Annotated in this window: 23 protein-coding genes; 20 read left to right on the top strand and 3 right to left on the bottom strand. The window is 49.3% G+C overall.

Features of this window, described 5'->3' with window-relative positions:
* The first annotated feature begins 106 nt into the window (after nucleotides 1-106).
* From DPO_RS04390 to DPO_RS24430, 16 genes are all read left to right on the top strand, one after another.
* A complete protein-coding gene (locus DPO_RS04390) occupies nucleotides 107-2,506 on the top strand; it encodes a type I restriction-modification system subunit M (RefSeq protein WP_006964508.1) in 2,400 nt (799 codons plus the stop codon).
* Nucleotides 2,499-3,869 (top strand): restriction endonuclease subunit S, encoded by a 1,371-nt coding sequence (locus DPO_RS04385; protein ID WP_152427533.1) that lies wholly within the window; start codon nucleotides 2,499-2,501, stop codon nucleotides 3,867-3,869. The genes DPO_RS04390 and DPO_RS04385 overlap by 8 nt, the downstream gene beginning before the upstream one ends.
* The gene (locus DPO_RS04380) at nucleotides 3,850-6,906 is read left to right on the top strand and encodes a type I restriction endonuclease subunit R (protein WP_006964506.1); all 3,057 of its coding nucleotides are present in this window, start codon (nucleotides 3,850-3,852) and stop codon (nucleotides 6,904-6,906) included. Before DPO_RS04385 ends, DPO_RS04380 begins: the two co-directional genes overlap by 20 nt.
* A 169-nt stretch (nucleotides 6,907-7,075) precedes the next feature.
* A complete protein-coding gene (locus tag DPO_RS04375) occupies nucleotides 7,076-7,870 on the top strand; it encodes a type IV toxin-antitoxin system AbiEi family antitoxin (RefSeq protein ID WP_006964505.1) in 795 nt (264 codons plus the stop codon).
* An 87-nt stretch (nucleotides 7,871-7,957) separates the two neighbouring features.
* Nucleotides 7,958-8,131, top strand: a complete 174-nt coding sequence (locus DPO_RS25495) for a hypothetical protein (protein WP_160166890.1) — start codon at nucleotides 7,958-7,960, stop codon at nucleotides 8,129-8,131.
* Between the two features lie 17 nt (nucleotides 8,132-8,148).
* Entirely contained in the window at nucleotides 8,149-9,132 is a 984-nt protein-coding gene (rhuM, locus tag DPO_RS04370) for a virulence protein RhuM/Fic/DOC family protein (protein WP_006964504.1), read from the top strand.
* A gap of 275 nt (nucleotides 9,133-9,407) precedes the next feature.
* A complete protein-coding gene (locus DPO_RS04365) occupies nucleotides 9,408-9,692 on the top strand; it encodes a type II toxin-antitoxin system Phd/YefM family antitoxin (protein WP_006964502.1) in 285 nt (94 codons plus the stop codon).
* Complete coding sequence (locus DPO_RS04360; RefSeq protein WP_006964501.1) at nucleotides 9,689-10,012, top strand: type II toxin-antitoxin system RelE/ParE family toxin; 324 nt, start codon at nucleotides 9,689-9,691, stop codon at nucleotides 10,010-10,012. The genes DPO_RS04365 and DPO_RS04360 overlap by 4 nt, the downstream gene beginning before the upstream one ends.
* A 341-nt stretch (nucleotides 10,013-10,353) precedes the next feature.
* Nucleotides 10,354-10,602: a ribbon-helix-helix domain-containing protein gene (locus tag DPO_RS04350; protein WP_006964500.1), complete on the top strand. Its 249-nt coding sequence runs from the start codon at nucleotides 10,354-10,356 to the stop codon at nucleotides 10,600-10,602.
* The gene (locus tag DPO_RS04345) at nucleotides 10,596-10,952 is read left to right on the top strand and encodes a type II toxin-antitoxin system PemK/MazF family toxin (RefSeq protein WP_040011432.1); all 357 of its coding nucleotides are present in this window, start codon (nucleotides 10,596-10,598) and stop codon (nucleotides 10,950-10,952) included. The genes DPO_RS04350 and DPO_RS04345 overlap by 7 nt, the downstream gene beginning before the upstream one ends.
* Before the next feature lie 134 nt (nucleotides 10,953-11,086).
* Nucleotides 11,087-11,329, top strand: a complete 243-nt coding sequence (locus DPO_RS04340) for a ribbon-helix-helix domain-containing protein (RefSeq protein WP_006964499.1) — start codon at nucleotides 11,087-11,089, stop codon at nucleotides 11,327-11,329.
* Nucleotides 11,314-11,652, top strand: a complete 339-nt coding sequence (locus DPO_RS04335; protein WP_006964498.1) for a type II toxin-antitoxin system PemK/MazF family toxin — start codon at nucleotides 11,314-11,316, stop codon at nucleotides 11,650-11,652. The genes DPO_RS04340 and DPO_RS04335 overlap by 16 nt, the downstream gene beginning before the upstream one ends.
* A gap of 229 nt (nucleotides 11,653-11,881) precedes the next feature.
* Complete coding sequence (locus DPO_RS04330) at nucleotides 11,882-12,151, top strand: hypothetical protein (protein WP_169435007.1); 270 nt, start codon at nucleotides 11,882-11,884, stop codon at nucleotides 12,149-12,151.
* Nucleotides 12,148-12,390 (top strand): hypothetical protein, encoded by a 243-nt coding sequence (locus DPO_RS04325; protein ID WP_006964497.1) that lies wholly within the window; start codon nucleotides 12,148-12,150, stop codon nucleotides 12,388-12,390. The genes DPO_RS04330 and DPO_RS04325 overlap by 4 nt, the downstream gene beginning before the upstream one ends.
* On the top strand, nucleotides 12,387-12,797 hold the full coding sequence (locus DPO_RS04320; protein WP_006964496.1) for a type II toxin-antitoxin system VapC family toxin: 411 nt from the start codon (nucleotides 12,387-12,389) through the stop codon (nucleotides 12,795-12,797). The genes DPO_RS04325 and DPO_RS04320 overlap by 4 nt, the downstream gene beginning before the upstream one ends.
* Before the next feature lie 49 nt (nucleotides 12,798-12,846).
* Nucleotides 12,847-13,053 carry an aspartate/glutamate racemase family protein gene (locus DPO_RS24430; protein ID WP_083911978.1) on the top strand — a complete coding sequence of 69 codons (207 nt, stop codon included), beginning with the start codon at nucleotides 12,847-12,849 and terminating at the stop codon, nucleotides 13,051-13,053.
* A gap of 21 nt (nucleotides 13,054-13,074) precedes the next feature.
* On the opposite strand, the gene DPO_RS04315 is transcribed toward DPO_RS24430, so the two are convergent.
* Nucleotides 13,075-14,628, bottom strand: coding sequence for an SDR family oxidoreductase (locus tag DPO_RS04315; protein WP_236609887.1), 1,554 nt, complete (start codon nucleotides 14,626-14,628; stop codon nucleotides 13,075-13,077).
* Between the two features lie 149 nt (nucleotides 14,629-14,777).
* On the opposite strand from DPO_RS04315, the gene DPO_RS04310 reads away from it, so the two are divergent.
* From DPO_RS04310 to DPO_RS04295, 4 genes are all read left to right on the top strand, one after another.
* Nucleotides 14,778-15,791, top strand: coding sequence for a transposase (locus tag DPO_RS04310; protein ID WP_006964494.1), 1,014 nt, complete (start codon nucleotides 14,778-14,780; stop codon nucleotides 15,789-15,791).
* A 71-nt stretch (nucleotides 15,792-15,862) separates the two neighbouring features.
* Nucleotides 15,863-16,849, top strand: coding sequence for a 2-hydroxyacid dehydrogenase (locus tag DPO_RS04305; protein ID WP_006964493.1), 987 nt, complete (start codon nucleotides 15,863-15,865; stop codon nucleotides 16,847-16,849).
* Entirely contained in the window at nucleotides 16,846-18,231 is a 1,386-nt protein-coding gene (locus DPO_RS04300) for an aspartate kinase (protein ID WP_006964492.1), read from the top strand. The genes DPO_RS04305 and DPO_RS04300 overlap by 4 nt, the downstream gene beginning before the upstream one ends.
* Nucleotides 18,232-18,296: 65 nt before the next feature.
* Nucleotides 18,297-19,451 carry a DUF1848 domain-containing protein gene (locus DPO_RS04295; RefSeq protein WP_006964491.1) on the top strand — a complete coding sequence of 385 codons (1,155 nt, stop codon included), beginning with the start codon at nucleotides 18,297-18,299 and terminating at the stop codon, nucleotides 19,449-19,451.
* A gap of 66 nt (nucleotides 19,452-19,517) precedes the next feature.
* On the opposite strand, the gene DPO_RS25985 is transcribed toward DPO_RS04295, so the two are convergent.
* Nucleotides 19,518-21,881, bottom strand: coding sequence for a hybrid sensor histidine kinase/response regulator (locus DPO_RS25985; RefSeq protein WP_006964490.1), 2,364 nt, complete (start codon nucleotides 21,879-21,881; stop codon nucleotides 19,518-19,520).
* Nucleotides 21,878-22,882, bottom strand: a complete 1,005-nt coding sequence (locus DPO_RS04285) for a TAXI family TRAP transporter solute-binding subunit (RefSeq protein WP_006964489.1) — start codon at nucleotides 22,880-22,882, stop codon at nucleotides 21,878-21,880. Before DPO_RS04285 ends, DPO_RS25985 begins: the two co-directional genes overlap by 4 nt.
* Nucleotides 22,883-22,978: the final 96 nt, after the last annotated feature.

Here is a 22,978-nt window from a genome sequence, read left to right as displayed (position 1 = left end):
GGATGCCAACTTTTCCGCTACTCTTCGAGGGTGGCATCTGTGAGCCTTGGCATTATCCCATGTTTAAAAACCGCAACCCTGCTTAAAAAACAAAGAGCCAACGAATATGAACCAAGCTGTGCACAATAAGAACGTATCATTTATCTGGTCCATTGCTGACGACTGCCTGAGAGATATTTATGTCCGGGGCAAATACCGGGATGTTATTTTGCCCATGGTGGTCTTACGAAGGCTGGACAGCCTTTTGGAGCCCACCAAAGAAAAGGTGCTCGAGGAGGTGGCTTTTCAGAAAGATGACATGGGGCTGGTGGAACTGGATGAAAAAGGGCTGCAGGATGCGGCGGGTTATGTATTCTACAATATCAGCAAGTGGACCTTGAAAAGCCTTTTTGCCACGGCCACCAATAACCAGCAGATCCTCCAGGCCAATGTGGAGGATTACCTGGCCGGTTTTTCAGCCAATGTCAAAGAGATCATTGAAAAATTCAACCTCAAAACCCAGATCCGCCACATGGCGGCCAAGGACGTACTGCTGGATGTCCTGGAAAAATTCACCTCCCCTTACCTGAACCTGACCCCCCATGACAAGCTGGACCCGGACGGCAATCTGATGCCCGCCTTAACCAACCTGGGCATGGGATACGTCTTTGAAGAGCTGATCAGGAAATTCAACGAAGAAAACAATGAAGAGGCAGGCGAGCATTTCACACCCAGAGAGGTGATCGAGCTGATGACCCGGCTGGTGTTTGAACCGGTAAAAGACAGACTTCCCGTTGTCATGACCATCTATGATCCAGCCTGCGGGTCCGGCGGCATGCTCACTGAATCCCAGAATTTTATTGCTGATAAAAAAGGACAGATCCGGGCCACGGGGGATGTGTATCTTTACGGCAAAGAGATCAACGATGAAACCTATGCCATCTGCAAATCCGATATGATGATCAAGGGAAATGACCCCAAAAATATCCGCCCGGGGTCCACCCTGTCCACGGATGAATTTGCTTCCAACCGGTTTGATTTCATGTTGTCCAATCCGCCCTACGGGAAAAGCTGGGCCAGTGAAGTAAAATTTATCAAGGACGGGGCAGCTGTCATTGATCCGCGGTTCAAGGTGGTTCTCAAAGATTATTGGCATCAGCCGCAGCCTGTGGATGCTGTTCCGCGCACAAGCGACGGGCAGCTTTTGTTTCTGATGGAAATGATCAGCAAGATGAAGGTCTTTTCCGAAAGTACGGCAGGCTCCCGGGTTGCATCGGTCCACAACGGCTCCAGCCTGTTTACCGGGGATGCCGGTTCCGGCGAAAGCAATATCCGCCGGCACATCATTGAAAATGATCTTCTGGAAGCCATTATCCAGCTTCCAAACAACCTGTTCTACAACACCGGCATCACCACCTATATCTGGCTGCTGTCCAACAACAAGCAGCCCCATCGAAAGGGAAAGGTCCAGCTCATTGATGCCTCCCGCGTTTTCAAGAAACTGAGAAAAAACCTGGGCAACAAGAACTGTGAATTCTCCCCGGATCATATCCGGGAGATTGTCACCTGCTTTCTTGCCATGGAGATCAAAGAACCGGAACAGGATGAAAACAAAAACAATACCGGCATTGCCGCCAAAGTGTTTGAAAACAGTGATTTCGGATATTACAAGGTGGCCATTGAGCGGCCGGACCGCAGAAAGGCGCGGATTTCACCTGACCGGACAGCACCCCTGCGGTTTGACAGAACCCTGGCAGAACCCATGCAATGGATCTACGAACAGTTAGGGGATGCAGTCTACACCCCCGGCACCCTGGCTGAAAATGAAAAACTGATTCTGGGTTTTTGTGAGGACAGCGGCATTGCCCTGAACGGCAGAAACCGCAAAAAACTGTTCAGCCTCGATACCTGGACCAGACAATTGAAACTGGTGGCAGCGTCCCAGAAACTCATGGAGAAGATCGGGCCGGATGAATGGGACGATTTCAACCGGTTTGAAAAAGCCGTGGACAGCGCCCTGAAAGTACAGAAAATAAGACTGTCGGCCACGGAAAAAAAGGCTATCCTCAATGCCGTGTCCTGGTATGATGAAACCGCCCGCAGGGTCATTAAAAAGAAGGTCAAACTCTCCGGCGACAAACTGGACAGGCTGCTGGAGCATCTGGGATGCGAAGAATCCGCCCTGCCCGACTTCGGATATTATCCCACAGACAAAACAGGGGAGTATCTCACCTATGAGCCCTGCACAGATCTTCGGGACCATGAATCCGTCCCCCTCAAAGATGACATCCACGGTTTTTTCAAAAAAGAAGTAACCCCCCATGTTCCTGACGCCTGGATTAATCTGGATTCGGTCAAGATCGGCTATGAAGTCAGCTTCAACAAGTATTTCTACCGCCACAAACCCCTGCGGTCCATGGAAGCGGTGGCAACCGACATCCTGGATCTGGAACAACAGGCGGAAGGACTGATCGCCGATATCCTGGGCGTAGATGTGGCAACTGTATCCGCGGTGGACAATGACTGAGATAATGACATTGATGCCCGGATATGAGGTTTATAACGATTCCGGGGTAGAATGGATTGGGGAGATTCCGGCGCATTGGGAAATTGTCAATCTTGGCGCTTTATTAAAGCCAATTTCAATCAAAAACAAGCCTCATTTATCCTTACTTTCGATAACCCGTGAAAAAGGCGTTATTGAACGGGATATGGATAACCAAGAAGAAAATCATAATTATATCCCGGATGATTTGAGCAATTATAAATGCCTCCAAAAAGGTCAATTTGGTATGAACAAAATGAAGGCATGGCAGGGTTCGTATGGTGTTTCTGAATATACAGGTATCATCAGTCCTGCATATTACGTATTTTCTTTCAACAAAGAAATTGATCCAAACTATTTCAACATTGCAATACGAAGTAGACTTTATATTTCGTTTTTTGGATGTGCATCAGATGGTGTGCGTATTGGACAATGGGATTTATCCAAAACGAGAATGAAGACCATTCCATTTTTGATACCATCGTCTGGAGAACAAACTGCCATCGCCAACTTCCTCGACTGCAAAATCACTAAAATTGACCAGACCATCGCCATCAAGGAAAAACAGATCCTTCTCCTTAAAGAACGCAAACAGATCCTGATCCAGAATGCCATTACCAAGGGCCTTGATCCTGATGTTCCCATGCGTGATTCAGGGGTGGAATGGATTGGGAAGATACCATATCATTGGGAAGTGAAACGGCTTAGACTTATCGGTACAACACAGAATGGTATTAGTGCCGAGGCAGACTATTTTGGTTCTGGCCATCCATTTGTCAGTTACAGCGATGTTTATAATTGCCGAGAGTTACCTTGTTTGGTGAAAGGTTTAGCAAAATCTTCAACCCGTGACAGGCTTCAATACTCTGTTAAGAGAGGAGACGTCCTTTTTACAAGAACATCGGAAACAGCAGAAGAAATTGGTTTTCCTTCTGTTTGCATGAAAACTATTGAAAACTCAACATTTGCAGGTTTCTTAATCCGATTTCGCCCAAAACCAAATTATTTAGAACCAGGTTTTTCAAAATATTATTTTTGTTCTAACATGCTCCGGGCTTATTTCGTTGGGGAAATGAATATAGTTACTCGTGCATCATTGAGCCAAGAATTGCTAAAAGCTTTACCAGTCCTATTACCACCCCTAAAAGAGCAGTTAGCCATTTATAACCACATCCAGACCCAATCCACCAAAATCGACAAGGCCATCACCATTCAGGAGCAGATGATCGAAAAGCTAAAGGAATACAAGGCCACGCTGATCAATTCAGCCGTCACCGGAAAAATCAAGGTGCCGGATACAGGAAAGAAAAAAAGTAAGGAGGCCCATGGTCAGCCAAACCAATGAACAGGCCCTGGAAGCTGCCATTGAAAAAAAATTGACCGGCACCTGCCTGGAAGAATTACAGGCGGCGGCAGATGATCACACAGTGGCGGAAACCAGGATGCCGTTTGGCATCCATCATGGGTATGAGCAGGGGTATCCCCAGCATTTCAACCCGAGATTCGCCATTGATACGGAAAAGTTCTGGGCCTTTCTGACAAAAACCCAGGGAAAGGAACTGGAAAAACTTAAGCGCAACAGCCGGGACACAGATGAATGGCAGCGAAAGATCCTGGAGCGCCTGGACCGCATGGCCAGAAAAAACGGCCTGCTGCATCTTTTGAAAAAAGGCCTGAGCCTGGATGACGTCCACCTTGTTCTGATGTATCCGGCCCCCCTTGCCAGCAGTGCACAACAGGTAAAAACCAATTTTGAGAACAATATTTTCAGTTCCACCCGGCAGGTGCACTATTCCCTGGATAATCCCGGCGAATCCATTGATCTGGTGCTGTTTATCAACGGGCTTGCCTTTGCCACCCTGGAACTGAAAAATCCCTGGACCGGACAGACCGCCAGGTTTCACGGGCAAAAGCAGTACAGGACCAAAAGGGACAGCCGCCAGCCTTTGCTGCAGTTCGGCCGGTGTCTTGTCCACATGGCAGTGGATACGGATGAGGTGTATATGACCACAAAGCTTGCCGGAAAATCCACCTTTTTCCTGCCGTTCAACAAGGGGCACAATCTGGGTGCGGGAAATCCCCCCAATAAAAGCGGGCATAAATCCGCTTATTTATGGGAAGAGGTTTTCAAAAAAGAGAGCATCGCAGATATTGTCCAACACTTTATCCGGCTTTCCGGCAGGCCCAAAGATCCTTTGAACAAAAGAAGACTGTTTTTTCCGCGGTATCACCAGATGGATGTGGTCCGGAAACTTGCCGGGCATGCCGCACAAAACGGGATGGGACATACCTGTCTTGTGCAGCATTCGGCAGGGTCCGGAAAATCAAACTCCATTACCTGGGCCGCGTACCGGTTGGTCGAGACCTATCCTGCCGCAGCAGACATCCGGGGTGCAAAAGGCCTGGAGCAGCCACTGTTTGATTCGGTCATCGTGGTCACGGACCGGCGCCTGCTGGACAAGCAGCTACGGGAAACCATCAGGGAATTTTCCGAAGTCAAAAACATTATTGCACCGGCATACCGGTCCCAGGACCTGAAAACGGCCCTGGAGCAGGGCAAAAAGATCATTATCACCACCATACAGAAATTTCCCTTTATTCTGGACGGTATCAGTGATTTGCGGAAAAAGAACTTTGCCGTGGTGATTGACGAGGCCCACAGCTCCCAGAGCGGCACTGCCCATGACACCATGAACCGGGTCATGGGAAGGGATGATCAGGAAGACGCAGACAGCCTGGATGCCCAGGATAAAATTCTCAAGGCCATGGCAGAGCGCAAAATGCGGGAAAACGCGTCCTATTTTGCCTTTACCGCTACCCCTAAGAACACCACTCTGGAAAAATTCGGCATCAGGCAGCCCGACGGCCGGTATACGCCGTTTCATCTGTATTCAATGAAACAGGCCATTGAAGAAGGGTTTATCCTGGATGTCCTGGCCAATTACACCACCTATAAAAGCTATTATGAAATTCAGAAATCCATACAGGACAACCCCCTGTTTGACAGCAAAAAAGCCCAGAAAAAACTGCGGGCCTATGTGGAGCGGCACCGGCAGACCATTGCCATAAAAGCGGACATTATCCTGGAGCACTTTATCCCCCATGTGGTGAACCAGAAAAAACTCAAGGGCAAAGCCAAAGCAATGGTTATTACCCAGAATATTGAAACCGCCATCCGGTATTTTCAGGCCATATCCCGGCTCCTGGCAAAAAGGGGGAACCAGTTCAAGGCATTGATTGCATTTTCCGGGCAAAAGCAGGTGGACGGCATTGATTATACGGAAAGCGATATGAACGGGTTTGCCGAAAGCGAGACCAAAGAGCGGTTCGATACAGATGATTACCGGCTGCTGGTGGTGGCCAACAAATATTTGACCGGTTTTGATCAGCCCAAACTGGCAGCGATGTATGTGGATAAAAAACTGCAGGGGGTGATGGCGGTCCAGGCCCTGTCCCGGTTGAACCGGTCCGCACCCCATCTGGGCAAAAAAACCGAAGATTTGTTTATCCTGGATTTTTTCAATCGGGTGGAAGAGATCCAGACCGCGTTCGATGATTTTTACACGGCCACCAGCCTGTCCAGAGCCACGGATGTGAATGTCCTGCATGATCTCAAAGAAACCCTGGATGCAGAAGGCATATATGAATGGCAGGAGGTGGAAGATTTTGTGGAACATTATTTCAATGATGCGGATGCACAGGATTTAAGCCCTTTCATTGATACTGCGGCAGCCAGATTCAATACAGGGCTGGCACTGGAAGACCAGGACAAGGCTGATCTGAAAATCAAGGCCAAGCAGTTTGTCAAAATATACGGGCAAATGGCATCGATTATGCCCTATGAAATTGTGGCATGGGAAAAGCTGTTCTGGTTTTTAAAATTTCTGATCCCCAAACTGATCGTAAAAGACCCGAAGGCAGATGAGATTGATGAATTGCTGAACGCGGTGGATCTGTCCTCCTATGGGTTGCAGCGGGTGAAACTGAATCACCGTATCCGGCTGAATGAGGATGAGACCGAACTGGACCCGCAAAACCCGAATCCCCGGGGTGCCCACGGCGGTGATGAGGCCCACGACCCCCTGGATGATATTGTCCGCCGATTTAATGAACGGTGGTTTCAGGGATGGAGCGCCACCCCGGAAGAACAGCGGATCAAATTCATCCACATTGCAGACAGCATCAGGGCACACCCGGATTTTGATCAAAAGTACAAAAACAACCAGGATACCCATAACCGGGTTCTGGCGTTTCAAAAGATATTTGAAGATGTCATGCTCAAAAAACGGCGCAATGAGCTGGAACTATACAAGCTGCTGGCCAGCGATGCTGCCTTCAAATCGGCAATGCAGCAAAGCCTTAGACAGATCGTTGACAGATAGCATGCCCGGATCATGATCATGACGAGGGCTACTACATTGTGGCTTCACCTCCATTTCGTAGCCACGTGTGTTAAGCGGCGTTAAAAAATCACAAGTTTAACTTGTTAAATAATAATAATTTTAAACTAACTTCTTGAATTTAGTTTGATTTTAGCTTATAATCACAAACATGACTGGTGAAAAAAGAAATATATTAAACCAAATCCTCCGGAATTGGCCTAAAGGGACAGTGGGTACATTGGCATGGTTCCGCGAGTATGGCGGATATCAGCAGTTACTAGACTATTACCAGAAAGCGCCTTGGGTAACTAAAATAGGAAGTGGTGCATATATTCAACACGGAGATACTGTTGATTGGCGAGGGGGATTGTATGCAGTTCAGAATCAGTTAAATCTTTTTGTTCATGCTGGCGGGAAAACTGCTCTAGAATTATCTGGATTCGGACATAATCTTCAATTGGGGCAAACAGCAAAAGTATATCTTTTTGCATCTGAAAAAATTCAATTACCGAAATGGTTCATAAAACATCCATGGGAAGATCAATTGTGTTTTAAGCAGCTAAATATTTTCCAATCGCGACCTGATTTTGGATTAATGCATTTTAATACGGGCAATTTTGAAATAAAAGGTTCTGCGCCCGAGCGCGCCATGTTTGAATTGTGTGCTCTGATTCCAAATTATCATTCGTTTGAAGAGGCTGGTCATTTTATGGAAAGTCTTTTAACCTTGCGATGTGAATATGTACAAACCCTTCTTGAAGCATGCAGTTCAATAAAAGCAAAACGGTTATTCCTCTATTTTGCGGACACATATAGTATGCCCTGGTTTCAGAAGCTGGATATAAAAAATATTGATCTGGGAAAAGGGAAACGACAGGTTGCAGCCAATGGAATCCTAAATAAAAAATATCAAATAACAGTCCCTGATGAAACAAAGAGTATCCGCTTAACGGATATCCCATGAAAATGAACAAATATTTTAGAATTCCCGGACAGCAACAAAACTTGTAAGAGAATGGATTGATATGCCTTTTCAAGAACTTGAAAAGGCTTGGGAAGATGCAAGAAATTTCAGGCAAATTCAGCCAATGTCAAAGAGATTATTGAAAAATTCAACCTCAAAACACAGATCCGCCACATGGCAGCCAAGGACGTGCTGATCAATTCAGCCGTCACCGGAAAAATCAAGGTGCCGCAGACTGGAGAAACCAAAGAAGTGGTATAAAAATAAGGTATGAACCGATGACAGATGACAGCCGCATACAGATTTACCAGAGCCCGGACGGGGAAACACAGGTGGATGTCCGGTTTGAACACGAGACTGCCTGGTTGACACAAGCCCAGATGGTAGAGTTGTTCCACCGAGATGTGTCGGTTATTTCACGTCATATCAAAAATGCAGTACAGGAGGGGGAGATCAACGAGAAAAGCAATTTGCAAAAAATGCAAATTGCCCGTTCCGACAAGCCGGTTACCCTCTATGACCTGGATGTGGTGATCTCTGTGGGATACCGGGTGAAGTCTCCCCAGGGTGTTCAATTTCGCAGGTGGGCCACACAGCGGTTACGAGACTATTTGATTCAGGGCTATGCCCTCAACCAGAAACGCTTTGAAGAAAATGCAGCAGAATTAAAGCAGGCCCTTGCCCTGATTCAGAAGGCGGCCAGATCGCCTGCCCTTGCCACAGACATGGGGCGGGGCCTGGTGGATATCATGGGCCGGTATACCACCACCTTTTTATGGCTCCAGCAGTATGACGAAGGATTGCTCAAAGAACCGGGCGGTTTTCCCGGCGGCATCCTTCCCACGCCCAAAGCGGCCATGGCATCCATCCTGGCGTTGAAACAGCAGTTGATGGCAAAAGATGAAGCCTCAGAACTTTTCGCCAATATGTCCCGGCCCGACAGCCTGGGCGCTATTTTCGGCAATCTCGAACAAACTGTATTCGGAGAACCTGCCTATCCCACGGTTGAAAGCAAGGCTGCCCATCTTTTGTATTTTGTGGTGAAAAACCATCCGTTTACTGACGGTAACAAGCGCAGCGGTGCGTTTTTGTTTGTGGATTTTTTACACCGCAACGGCCGTCTGATAAGGCAGAATGGTGTGCCTGTGATCAATGATACCGGTCTTGCGGCGTTAACCCTGCTGGTGGCCGAGTCTGATCCAAAACAAAAAGAGACCCTGATTAAACTGATAATGAATTTGTTGTGTGAACACGAAACTTGAAGACACTTGAGGCGGCCCATGGTCAGCCAAGCCAATGAAAAGGCCCTGTCCCGGTTGAACCGGTCCGCACCCCGCTGCATTCAAATCAGCAATGCAGCAAAGCCTTAGACAGATCGTTGACAGATAGCGTGCCCGGACCATGTGCTGGCCTATGTCGCCCGGCGACTGTGAGCCTTGACGTTCACGGCGGCTGCGCCGCGTTCAGCGGTCTCATCTTGACTTTGATCTCAATATGGACTAAATTAAGATCAATATCATTAATTATGGAGGCCAAGATGAAACTAAGCGAATCTGTAAAACCCATTAGCTATTTTAAAGCGCATGCTTCAGAAATTGTCCGGCAAATCGCTGATCGCCAGCAACCCATGGTTATCACTCAGAATGGGGAAGCCAAAGCGATTCTCCAGGATATTGTTCAATATGAGCAGACACAGGAAAGCCTTGCCATGCTGAAAATGTTGGCCCAAAGTAGAAATAGCCTTAAAAATGGGGATCACAAACCTGTTGCCGATGTTTTCAGCAATTTGAAAAAGAAAATCCGAGAAGACCAATCTGAATGAAATACACAGTTCATATTATCTTAGATGCGGAAAAAGACCTTTTTGAAATCTATGATTATATAAAAAAAGCCGGATCCCCGCAAAACGCGAAAACAATTTTTTCAGAAATAGAAACAGCCTGCCGCAATCTGTCATTTAATCCGGAAAAAGGTCATTATCCCCCTGAGCTTCAACGAATTGATGTGTATGACTATCGCGAAATCCATGTAAAAGTTTACCGCATTCTTTACGAGATCATAAGATCAGATGTTTTTATCCATTGCATTCTCGACGGCAGACGGAATATCTCGGAAATACTTCAGCGACGCAATTTGAGATAGGACAACATTTTACCACACACTTTTTTTTATTGGAGAACAAATGGGGATAAATCAGGCATCCATCCACAACCATTTATTAAAAATGGCAACATTGCCAAATCTAATAAATGCCGATTTGGTTCGTGGCCCCTGTCGTCCCAGCGCTTCAGCCCGGTCGTGGTTTCTGCCATGCAGAAAAAAGGCATCCTGGGCATTACCAGCAGGTATGTGATCATCTTGAATCAACAGGGATTGGAATAATACAGCTCCAGTGAACTCCATGTTGGGTTTCTAAAGCCGAAATGGTATTGACAACAGCAATACCAATAGTTATACTTTGGTATTTAATGGAGGTGTTAACCATGCCAAATGTAAAAACAGCAATATCAATTGAAAAACCTGTTTTTGAACAGATGGATATCCTGGCTAAAAATTTAAATGTTTCAAGAAGTCGGCTTTTTACGATGGCTGCTCGGGAATTCATACAGCGCCATAATAATATCGAGCTTCTCAAACTGATTAATGAGGCATACAAAGATACAACTGAAACTGAACCGATGGTTACTATGATGCATTCAAAACACTATGGAATGGTAAAAGATCAATGGTAATCAACCAAGGGGATATTTTTTGGATTGATTTCAGAGCCCCTAATGGATCAGAGCCTGGCTATCGTCATCCTCATCTCGTCCTTCAAAACAACCTCTTTAATCGCAGCCGAATAAACACGGTTGTTGTTTGTACTCTCACGTCCAATATGAAAAGAGCCAGTGCGCCCGGCAGCGTAACCTTAAAGAAGGGCGAAGCGAACTTATCCAAAAAAAGCGTCGTGAATATTTCGCAAATTTTCACAGTGAACAAAAGCGATTTATCGGAAAAAATAGGAACTTTGTCAAAAGATCGTATCTTCCAGGTTCTTCAGGGTATTAAACTGCTTACTGAACCTAGAGATGTTGATTAAATAAGGCGGCGAGCCCAACATTTTTCTTCAGCGGACTCGGTTCCCTCGCCGCTGAGAAACGCGTTAACCGTCAGAAAAGTTTAGCTTGAAAAAACATAGGGTATGATTTATTATCATACCCGGAGGTGATAAAAATGCCGGCATCAAAAATTGCAATTACAATTGACGACAAGACACTTAAACAGCTTGATATTCTTGTCAAATCAAAATTTTTTTCAAGCCGTAGCAACGCCATTCAACAGGCCGTTGCTGAAAAGCTTATGCGCATTGAGAAAAGCCGTCTTGCGCAGGAGTGCTCCAAGCTTGACCCTGAATTCGAACAGTCTTTAGCTGAGGAAGGCTTCTCATCGGAGTTGGAAGAATGGCCGCAATATTAAGGGGTAACATTCACTGGGCAGATTTAAATCCAGTCATTGGAAGCGAACAGGGCGGCTTACGCCCTGTTCTCATTTTAAGTCACAATGTATTTAACGAGAGATCGGGCACTGTAATTGCCGTCGCGATCACCAGCCAGCGGCAAAAGGCAGGCTATCCACTAACTATGGAACTTGTGGACACCAAGCTTCCCAAAAAATCGTGGGTAAAGATCAGCCAGATTCGAATCCTGTCTACAAAGCGAATCGGCAAAAAGATATCAAAAGCATCCGACGAAGAGTTGACGCTCATCATTGAGGGGTTGAATGAAATAATTGGCGGTTAACCATGCAGTGCACAGGACCGCAACGTTCGTCGTTACATGCATTAAAAACATATTAAGCCCTATTGACTTGGTGGACCTTGAAAAGCCAAAGAAGTGATATAAAAATAAGGTATGAACCGATGACAGATGACAGCTGCATACAGATTTACCAGAGCCCGGACGGGGAGACACAGGTGGATGTCCGGTTTGAACACGAAACTTGAAGACACTTGAGGAGGCCCACGATCCTTTGGATGATATTGTCCGCTGCTTTAATGAACCGTGGTTTCAGGGGTGGAGCGCCACGCCGGAAGAACAGCGGATCAAATTCATCCACATTGCAGACAGCATCAGGGCGCACCCGGATTTTGATCATGACGAAAAGGTACCATCTGTAATGCCAACAATCAAAATAATGCGGGCGAACCGCATCATTTTTGTGTTATCCCCCTGTGGCAGAAGCAACTTGACACAACAACGCATTTGTATTACATTTTGTAATACGGAGGTGGCAATATGATCACATTAAGACTCGATCCGAATTTAGAAAAAGAGATTAGTACCGTTGCCAAAAATCTTGGTCTAACAAAATCCGATTTGATTCGTAAAAGTGTAATTGAATATCTCGGAAAACTTGAAAGTCCGGATGCTTGGGAATTGGGTAAAGATTATTTTGGAAAATATTCAAGCGGCCTGAAAAATTTGTCGGTCGATCGAAAAACGATTTTAAAAGAAAAAATTCGGGCTAAAAGAAAATGAAAAAAATTCTAATAGACTCTGGCCCTTTAATTGCGTTGTTCGATTCATCCGATAGATACCATCAAGAATCGGTTGATTTTATCAAGCTAAATAAATATCCTCTCATTACAACGATAGCCTCCATAACAGAGACACTTCACTTATTGGATTTCAACCGAAATGCGCAGATAGATTTTTTAGACTGGATTGGCAGAGGAGGAGTTGAGATTCATGATATCCAAAATAAAGACTTTCATCGATTAAAAGAGCTAACAGAAAAATATCGTGACTTACCAATGGATTTTGCCGATTCATGTCTTGTTTATATAGCTGAACAACTCAACATAAATACCATTGCAACTATTGATCGTGATTTTACAGTTTACAGGATTAAAGGAAGAAAAAAGTTTGAAATTGTACTTTCTTGAATGAATCCGCCACATAACAGCTGTTTTTCTAAGTAAGGGCTGTTGATCACTGTGCCTGGGAATCGCAAAACACGAAACCAGGGAAAAATATCTTCGGATCATCGATACCCTGGCAAAACAGGGGGCTGAAGCCATCATCCTGGGCTGCACGGAAATCGGGATGCTGGTGGGCCAGAAGGATACACCCGTAAAACTCTTTGACACCACGGCCATTCATGCACAAAAGGCGGTGCAATATGCGATGCGGCGATTTTAGCTCCGAAAGACCTCCGACCTCCTACCAGTCAATGGGGAAATAATCCTTTAGAAATTTACCGCACCAGTGTTTTCCCGTGATGATCCCGTGGAAAAACGGGTCGCAGATCCTGGCTGCCCCGTCCACAATATCCAGCGGGGGCTGGAAATCATGATCAGCTAGTTTTTGCTTTGCCAGGACCGCCGGATCCTCATCCGTTACCCAGCCCGTATCCACGGCATTCATGTAAATGCCGTGCCTGGCCAGGTCACTGGCCGCCGTATGGGTGAGCATGTTCAAGGAGGCCTTGGCCATGTTGGTGTGGGGATGGCGGCTGCCCTTCTTAAACCGCAGGAACTTGCCCTCCATTGCCGAGACATTCACAATATGCTTCTGCCCTGTGTTGTCCTGCTTCATCAGCTCTGCCAGGCGGTTGCACAGCACAAAGGGTGCCACGGCGTTGACCAGCTGGATCTCCAGCATTTCAGATGTCTGAATTTCCCCCAGCCGCAACCGCCAGGAGTTGGTCTTGCGCAGATCCACCTGCTGGCGGTCTGCATCCAGTCTGCCTGCAGGGAACACCTCGGGCACATCTAAAGAATGGTCATAGGAGTAGGGAATCTGGGACAGTTGTGCCGACATGCGCAGCCCTATCCCGGGTGCTGATCCGTTCCAGGTCACGGGCAGGGCCTTTTCCTCCCCGATATTTTCCGGCCGGCCGGACGTCAGCCGGGAGATGCATTTGCCATACTGCCCCAGAAGGGTCTGAGCATCCTCAGGCAGCAGTCCTGTATCCCCGGTCTCAGTCTCCATGAGATGGGCGTAAAATCCAGGGGGCCGGCGGACGGTCTGGGCCGCATTATTGATCAGGATATCCAGCCGCTGATACGTATCCTTGATATAATCACAGAACAGCTCCACACTCGGGGTATGCCGCAGATCCAGACCGTAAATCTGGAGCCTGTGGCCCCAGTCGGAAAAATCATCCTCCTTTGAAAACCGGAGGGCGGAATCCCTGGGAAACCGGGTCGTGGCAATCACCTTTGCCCCGGCCCTGAGCATCATCAGGGTGGCCTGGTATCCGATTTTAAGACGGGACCCTGTGATCAATGCCACCTGACCCTTCAGGGACGCGGTCTGAAAGCGCTTCTGATAGTTGAATTCCGCGCATTCCGGGCACATGGCATCGTAGAAGTGATGGATCTGTTTAAACGCGGCCTTGCATACATAGCAGTTCCGGGGGGATTCCAGCGTCTGTCCGGTCTCTTTTGTCACCGAAACAGGACCTGAAATCTTCAGCGGCGCGGTAAACACAGTGGCTTCCCTGGCCTTGCGGATACCCGTGGCAGCCCTCAGCCGCTTTTCCTTTTCAACAATGGCCCTGCGCTTACGCTGTTGTTTGTCCTTTTTGCGTTTTCGTATCTCTTCAGGACCAGGCCGGGCAATTTTCCCTGCCGCAGAAAGCAGGGCAACGCGGTCATTTTCTGATAATTTTGCCAGAAGTTCCGACCGCTCAGCAATTTGTTCCAGCACGGGTATGCAGTGCCGTATGGCCGTCAGCGTGTCCTGATCCTCATCAATTTCGATGGATGCCACTATATGTCTGCCCTGTTTATCTATCATCAATTTAAAAAGTTAGAATTATTATGTATTTTTGCGGGTTTGTCAAATGAGATCAGGACGCGGGGACGTAGTTAACTTATCAACTTGACACGACACCATCTCCCTGCTAATGTCCCTTTATCATGCCGCGACAGCCACGCATAGACGCGCCGGGGGCGCTTCACCATGTTATCGCCAGGGGTATTGATGGAACGGCGATATTCAGGGATGAAAAGGACCGAAAATCGTTCCTGGAACGGCTGGACGTCATTTTCAAAGAAACGGATACTGTCTGTTACGCCTGGGCACTGCTGTCCAACCATTTTCACCTACTGTTACGAACCGGCGCAGCTCCCCTTTCCAGGGTCATGCGACGATTGATGACGGGCCATGCGGTCAGCTTCAACCTGCGTCATAGTCGCAAGGGGCATCTATTTCAGAATCGCTACAAGTCAATCCTCTGCCAGGAGGATGCCTATTTTCTTGAGCTGGTGCGCTATATTCATCTGAATCCGCTACGGGCCGGCCTGGTGAATGACATGGATCGCCTTGACAGGTATCCCTTCTCAGGGCATGCCGTTGTCATGGGAACGGCCACGCAATCCTGGCAGCATGTGGATAAGGTTCTATCCTGTTTCGGTAAGCAGCAGGGACAGGCGCGAATGAGATACCGGGACTTTATCGCCCAGGGGATCGAGCAGGGCTGTCGGACAGATTTGACCGGCGGCGGTCTTGTTCGCAGCCACGGCGGATGGACTTCCGTGAGAGATCTTCATGAAGCGGGTCTGCGTGCTACCGGTGATGAACGCATTCTGGGCGACAGCGACTTTGTTGAACGAATGCTTACCGCTGCGGAAGATGAGTTTGAACGGCGGCACACCTTGAAGGCACGGGGAATAACCGTGGATACCGTTGCTGAAAAGGTTGCGGCACTTCTCGCCATGCCGGTAAAGGAGGTATGGCTGCCGGGGCGCTACAAGCGTACGGTAGAGGCACGAAGCCTGGTGTGCTACGTTGCCGTTCGCGAGATTGGCGTAACCATGCGATCCCTGGCCCGGCGTTTCGGCATTTCCACGGCGGCGGTAAGCAAGTCAGTCACCCGGGGACGTCGAATAGTTGAAGAAAAAGAAATCAACATTGATAAGTTGATAAGTTAACTACGTCCCTTTCTCGTCCCTTTCTTTCGGGCTTGACACCGGGTTTATACTTGCTTAATCTGATTTTTATCATGATTGACGGACAGAAAATACTCATCACACGCAAATATCCGGCTGCCGGCATGGACCTGCTCAAAAAGGAACCGTTCCAGCTCACCTTCTGGGAAAAGGACCGGCCCATGACCCCGGCGGAGCTGGCAGCACAGGCAAAGAATCATGATGCGTTGCTGTGCACCCTCACCGACCGCATTGACCAACCGTTTCTGGCCCGGTGCTCCCATCTGGAAATCATTTCCCAATTTGCCGTGGGATACGACAACATCGATATTCCGGAAGCCACCCGGAAAAAAATTCCTGTGGGCTTTACCCCGGATGCCATGAGCGAGGCCACGGCCGACATCGCCTTTGGTCTGATGATCGCTGCGGCCCGCAATTTTTTTTTCCTGCACAAAACCATTCTCACGGGTGAGTGGGGGTATTTCAACCCCACGGGCCACCTGGGGTTTGAACTCAAGGGTAAAACCCTGGGCATTTTAGGCCTCGGACGTATCGGTGTCAAAATGGCTGAACGGTGTAAATCCGCCTATGGCATGACCATTATCTACCACAACCGCAACCGGAACCTTTCGGCTGAAAAACCACTCGATGCCAGATGGGTATCCTTTGACCAACTGCTTAAACAAAGCGATATCCTGTCGGTCCACTGCGCTTTGACCCCGGAGACCCGGCACATTTTCGATGCTCAGGCTTTTAAACAAATGAAGCCTTCCGCCGTGTTCATCAACACGGCCAGAGGTCCCATTCACCATGAACCCGACCTGATCCAGGCTTTGAATCAAAAACAGATCTGGGGCGCCGGCCTGGATGTCACGGATCCTGAACCCATGGCACCAGACAATTTACTTTTGTCCATGGAAAATGTGTGTGTACTGCCCCACATAGGCTCCGGCACCATGGAAGCCCGGGATCAGATGTCTGTTCTGGCGGCTGAAAACATCATTGCATTCTACAAAACAGGCCGGGTCCCGCACATTGTCAACCCAGAGGTTCTGGCATGAAAGTCATTAAAATCGGCGGCGGATGCCTAAAAGACGGGCCCACGACAAACATTATTCTGGATCTGGCGGCAGTCCGGGGAAAAGGAAATATCTTTGTGGTGTCCGCGTTTTACGGAATTACCAACGCCCTGATTTCCGGCATTGAGGCGGCACTGGCATCTGAAGACACCATTGAAGGGGTAATCCGGGACCTGAGAAACCGTCATCAGATCATTGTTGACTGTCTGATGAAACCGCCTGAAGAAAAAAAACGGGCACTTCAGAAACTGGATAAACTGCTCGGCAAACTGGAACGGTACTATTTCGGCATCAGTTTCACCCGGGAAGCCACGCCGAGGATGCGGGATATCATCTGTGTCTTTGGGGAAAAGATGTCCGCCATGATCCTGGCAGCGGCCATGGCATCCCGGGGAATTGACAGCGGCGTGGCCCTGCCGGAAGAGGCCGGCATCATCACGGACGGCAAATTCATGGATGCCACGGCCCTGATCGCTCCCACCCGGGAAAATCTGTCCCTGCGCCTGGGCAGACAGGTCACGAAAAACAAAATTTTGTTTGTTCCCGGATTCTATGGTGTCAGTGACACCGGAGAAATCACCACATTCGGCAGAGGCGGGTCTGATTATTCCGCAGCCGTGGTTGCTGCCGGGGTCGATGCCGACCTCCTGGAAATCTGGAAAGACACCCCTGGATTCATGACGGCGGACCCGGACAATATCCCCGAGTGCCGGCTGATTCCTGAGCTGACCTATGAGGAAGCTGCGGAACTGGCCTATACGGGTGCCGGAATTCTGCATCCCCGCACAGTGGAACCGGTACGGCAGGCAGGTATTGACATTGCCATCAAAAACACCTATGACCCGGATGCCCGGGGCAGCCGGATCACCCGCCAGGCCAGAGAAGCCGACACCATTATCAAAAGCGTTTCCTACACAAGCGATGTCGCTATTTTAAAAATCCATGCCTCGGGCGTGGGGGTCCGGCAGGGCATTCTTTCCCTGATCACGGGGGCTGTTTCCGGCAGCGGCATCAACATCAAATCCGTGGTAACCTCCCAGACCTGTATCAGCCTGCTGGTTTCCAAAAACGACGCCCAAACCGCCCATGACTGTATCCGTGCCATTCACCCGCGGCCTTTCCGGGAATCGGCCTGCAGAACCCGGGTGGCTCTGGTCAGTATTGTGGGAGAAGGACTGCACCTGAGCCGGGGCATTGCGGCCCGATGTTTTACTGCGGTTTCCAAAGCAGATGTCAACATTGAAATGATCTCTTTCGGGGCCTCGGATGCGGCCATGTATTTTCTGGTGCATGAAGACAGCCTGGATCCCACCATTCAGGCACTGCACGACACCTTTTTCAATGCTTCGCCGCCACCCAATTGAGCGGTCTTGTCATCTGACCCGGCACAAAGCATGGGTTTCAGGTACTGGCCGGCTTTGAAAAGATTATGAGGGGAAAAGACAGCAAAACAGCCATCAAAATGGCAACTCCGGCGCAGCGAAATCGATTGCGTGGTGCAAAAGGCCTGCAATGGAAAAAAACAACCGTGATCCGGGCAGATCAAAAAAGGGTCCCGGCCCGGGCACCGGTCATTATTTCCGCCAGCCGGGCCACGGATATTCCCGCATTTTACGCTGACTGGCTGATTCATCGACTTGAAGCCGGATATGCCGTGTGGGTCAACCCGTTCAACCGGAAGCCCAGTTATATTTCTTTTGAAGCGGCCCGCCTGTTTGTGTTCTGGACCAAAAACCCCAGGCCCCTGATGGCCCGTCTGGATGAATTTGAAAAAAGAGAGATCAATTATTATTTTCAGTTTACGCTCAACGATTATGAGTCCGAAAAACTGGAACCCCGTCTGCCGCCGCTGAAAGAGCGGATCCGCACATTCAGGGAACTGTCCGACAAAATCGGCAGACACCGTGTGATCTGGCGGTTCGATCCATTGATCGTCACCCCCGGGCTGTCTGTGGAACATCTGCTGGAAAAAATCGCATCCATCGGCAGCCGGTTGATGCATAAAACCGATAAACTGGTGGTCAGTTTCGTGGATGTTGCCGCATATCAAAAGGTTCAGAACAACCTGATTCGGGAACTGGATTGTTTTGACAGGGCTTCCGTGTTTTCTGCTGAGCCGTCAGAATCGCAGATCCGTCAGATCGCCCGGGGACTTGAACAATTGAAAACACGCTGGTACAAACAGGGCTGGGATATCACCGTGGCCACCTGCGGAGAATCCATGGACCTGAAAACGGATTACGGCATTGTCAAAAACAAATGCATCGATGATGATCTGATCCGCAGGGTATTCTCCCATGATCAGAAATTGATGCGGTTTGTGGATTATGGTGAAACCGATCCAGACACTGTCGGGCAACTGGAAATGTTTGCCACCCCCAGAAAAGTCAATCTCAAGGACAAGGGCCAGCGCAAAGCCTGCGGCTGCATCTCCAGCAAAGATATCGGGATGTACGATACCTGCCCGCATTTCTGTGTCTATTGCTATGCCAACACATCCCGACACAGTGTGAACCGCCAGTTTGCCCGGCACAGCAAACATGGAGAAGGTCTTGTGGATTCACCGGATTCATCTCAACCCTGATTCGGTCGGTGACCTTTTTTTCAGTTTATCGGGGCATTTGTCGACAAGATCAACCCCATATCATTTTTACCTGTCCAGGGCGGTTCTGATTCGGATTGCCAGTTCATTTTTAGAAAACGGTTTCTGAATAAACTGAATCCCTTTGTGGCCCACCTCGTGATGGGCAATGACATCTGCCGTATACCCGGACATGAACACACACTTGAGATCCGGATGCACCGTTGAGAGGTAGCCGGCCAGATCCTTGCCGTTCATCTCCGGCATCACCACATCCGTCAAAAGCAGGTGAATCTTTTTATCATGGGTTTTCGCCAGAGTGATGGCTTTTTTCGGGGTGTCCGCCGATAAAACCGTATATCCCAGGCCTTGAAGCATCAGCCCGGCGACTTCCAGTATGGCCGGTTCATCTTCCACCAGCAAAATGGTTTCATTACCGGCCGGCATGATGGGATCGGGTTCATGAATATCAGACAATAACTCCGGGTCCGGGTCCGTGATGATATGCCGGGGCAGATATATTCTGAAAACAGACCCAAGACCCGGCTCACTGTAAACATTGATATAGCCGTTGTTCTGTTTGACAATCCCGTAGACCGTTGCAAGGCCAAGGCCGGTGCCTTTACCGATATCTTTGGTGGTAAAAAACGGCTCGAACAGATTTTTTAAGACTGCTTTGTCCATACCGGCCCCGTCATCACCCACGGACAGCAGGACATACTCTCCCGGAACAGCACCCGAGTGATGGTCGCAATACATTTGATCAAATATTTTTCTATCTGTTTGAATGGTGATAGTGCCCACACCGCTGATGGCATCTCTGGCATTGACACACAGATTGGCCAGGATCTGATCGATCTGGGAGGGATCCATTTTAACGGGCCACAGATCGTTGCCCGGCTGCCAGACCAGACGGATATTTTCACCGATCAATCGACGTAACATACTGAGCATGCTGTCCACAGTGTCGTTCAGATCCAGGACCCGGGGGGAGATGATCTGCTTTCTGGCAAATGTCAGTAGTTGTTTGGTCAGATCCGCGGAACGCATGGCGGATTCCCGGATTCGTTCCAGATCTTTATGTACCGGCCCCATAGAACCGATCCGTCCCATTGCCAATTCCACATGCCCCAGAATCACCCCCAGCATGTTATTGAAATCATGGGCCACTCCGCCGGCCAGCCGGCCCACGGACTCCATTTTCTGAGCCTGCCTGAGCTGGGAAGTCAGGCGGCGGTGCTCGGCATTGAAGATGACCTGGGCCGCCATACCGGCCAGGGTGCCGGCAAAAGCTTCCTCGTCCGGATGCCATGTCCGTTTTTCACCTGTGTGGGCCATGGTAAAAATCCCGACCAGCTTCCCCTGGGAAATAATACCGGCATCCAAAGTGGAAGTGATTCCCATGGGAACGAGATAAAAATCCACGAATTCACGCATGCGCTCATCTTTTAACGCATCGTCGACAAATATTCGCCCCTGTTTTTGAAACTGCTCAAAATAACGGGGAAAATCGGCTGTCTTGATCTGCATTCCCGGTGTGTTCCCATCGGGATCAACGCCGAAAAACGCCACACATTCCAGCACGGTGTCGTCGTTGGAAAACTGCCAGACATTGGCCCGGGACACATGAATGGTTTTGCAGGCCGTTTCCACAAGCCGGGCAAACGCCGCTTCTTTGTCTTCTGAATGAACCACAGGGTCCAGCGCCAGATCGGCAATGGCTTTTCGCTGTCTCACGGCGCGCTCTTCGCTGTGGCGCAGACTCTTTTCCGCCTGCCGGCGCTCGGACTGGGCAGCGGCTTCACTTTTCAGCAACTTGCGGTGGCGGAACATCAACACCAGAACCAGCAAAAAGACAAGACTGCTCAACCACATGAAAATATTGACACCCGTTAAAAATTTTTCCAGGCGTTCCCGCTGCCGGTCAAGAATGATCTGGGCGGATGCATGGGAATCATTGCGGATGTTCCACGCCTTGGCCTGGGCAAAGCGCAGCCGGGAATGGACAACGCTCAGGGACAAGTCACTGTGCGGGGGATGACCGGACACACCCAGCGTCAGCCATTGTCGGGCATCCACCAGAGCAGGTGCCACGGCATCATGAAATGTGGAGGCCTGGACAAGGTTATCAAACACATAGGTGTTACGCAATGCCACCAGGGAGGTGTACACCGCATCCACCTGGCGGACTAAATCGGCAACCGTTTCCGGGGTCGGGTCTTTCTGGATCAACGCCGATTGAATGATCACTTCACTGAGTTCTTCTGAAACCCGGCTCAACGCCTGGAGCTGGTCCAGCAGAATGGTCGGCAGGATCCGTTCCACAGACCGCAGGGTTATCCGGGTATAAAATCCGGCGGACAATACCATGGCCAATACGATAATGACGGTGATCCAGCCGATGGATACTGCGCTTCGAAAGGGAAGCCTCATGGTATGGCATCCCCTTCCGGCAATGCGTGGTGTTGACGGTAGAATTGAACGGCCCCGGGATGAAGGGCCAGGGTGAGGCCATGCAGGGCGGATTGCATGGTAATGGCATGGCCCAGCGGATGGGCCGCCTGGAGCAGCCGCTGGGTTTCAGCATTCCAGAGGGTTTTGGTCAGTTCATACACCAGTGCCTCATCGACATCTTCCCGAACCACCAACAGGGCATACACTTCCAGCGTCGGAATCTCAGGGACGCCCGGGTAAGTGTCCGCCGGAATCACTCCCGGCAGAAGATACGGATGGCGCTGATGAATGGTTGCGGCAATTTCCGGGTCCACGGGGACCAGAGAAAATTGGGGACTCATGATTTGCGCAATGGCCGGGGCGGGCGTTCCTGACATGAGAGAAATGCCGTCAAGTCGGCGTTGCGCCAGGCTTTCAATGGTAAATTCCGGTTTGAGATACACGGGATTAAGATCTGTTTCCCTTAATCCATACGCGTCAAGGACAATGCGCATGACAGCGAGTGTGCCGGATCCGGACTCGTCCAGAGACACGGTTTTGTTTTTCATGTCCCTGACACCATGAATGCCGGCATCTTTTCGGACCATCATTTGCAGCCGTTCCGGGTACAGGCTGGCAATGGCCTGCAAAGAGGGTGTTTTTTCTCCTGAAAAAGGCCCTGTCCCTTTCAGGGCACGGAAAGCCACATCCGCCTGAACCAGGGCCGCTTCGATCTCTTTTTTGGCCAACGCCCGTACATTGGCCACGGACCCGCCTGAGGTCTGGGCAACGGCCACCCGGCCATCGGCGGTCCCCGTGGATGAAAATCCCATGCCCAGGGCCCGGCCGATGGGATAATAAACCCCCATCAATCCACCCGTACCGATACGGAACAACGGCATTTCTCCGGAGATGGCCGAACGAACCGGTATTCCCGATATCCCTGCCAATACTATCCACACCCAGACAACCATTCCCCATTTGAACCATCTGCTGCACATGATAAATCTCCCATGGATTTTTTACGCATCTTATTGCATTATGGCACAAGTTTAAACTTTTTTTTACATTCACCCGGATCAAGGGCAAACAAGAGC

The sequence above is a fragment of the Desulfotignum phosphitoxidans DSM 13687 genome (assembly GCF_000350545.1).
Lineage (GTDB): Bacteria > Desulfobacterota > Desulfobacteria > Desulfobacterales > Desulfobacteraceae > Desulfotignum > Desulfotignum phosphitoxidans.
The sequence above is the reverse complement of the archived record's forward strand: the minus strand, read 5'-3'. Positions and strand labels throughout refer to the sequence as shown.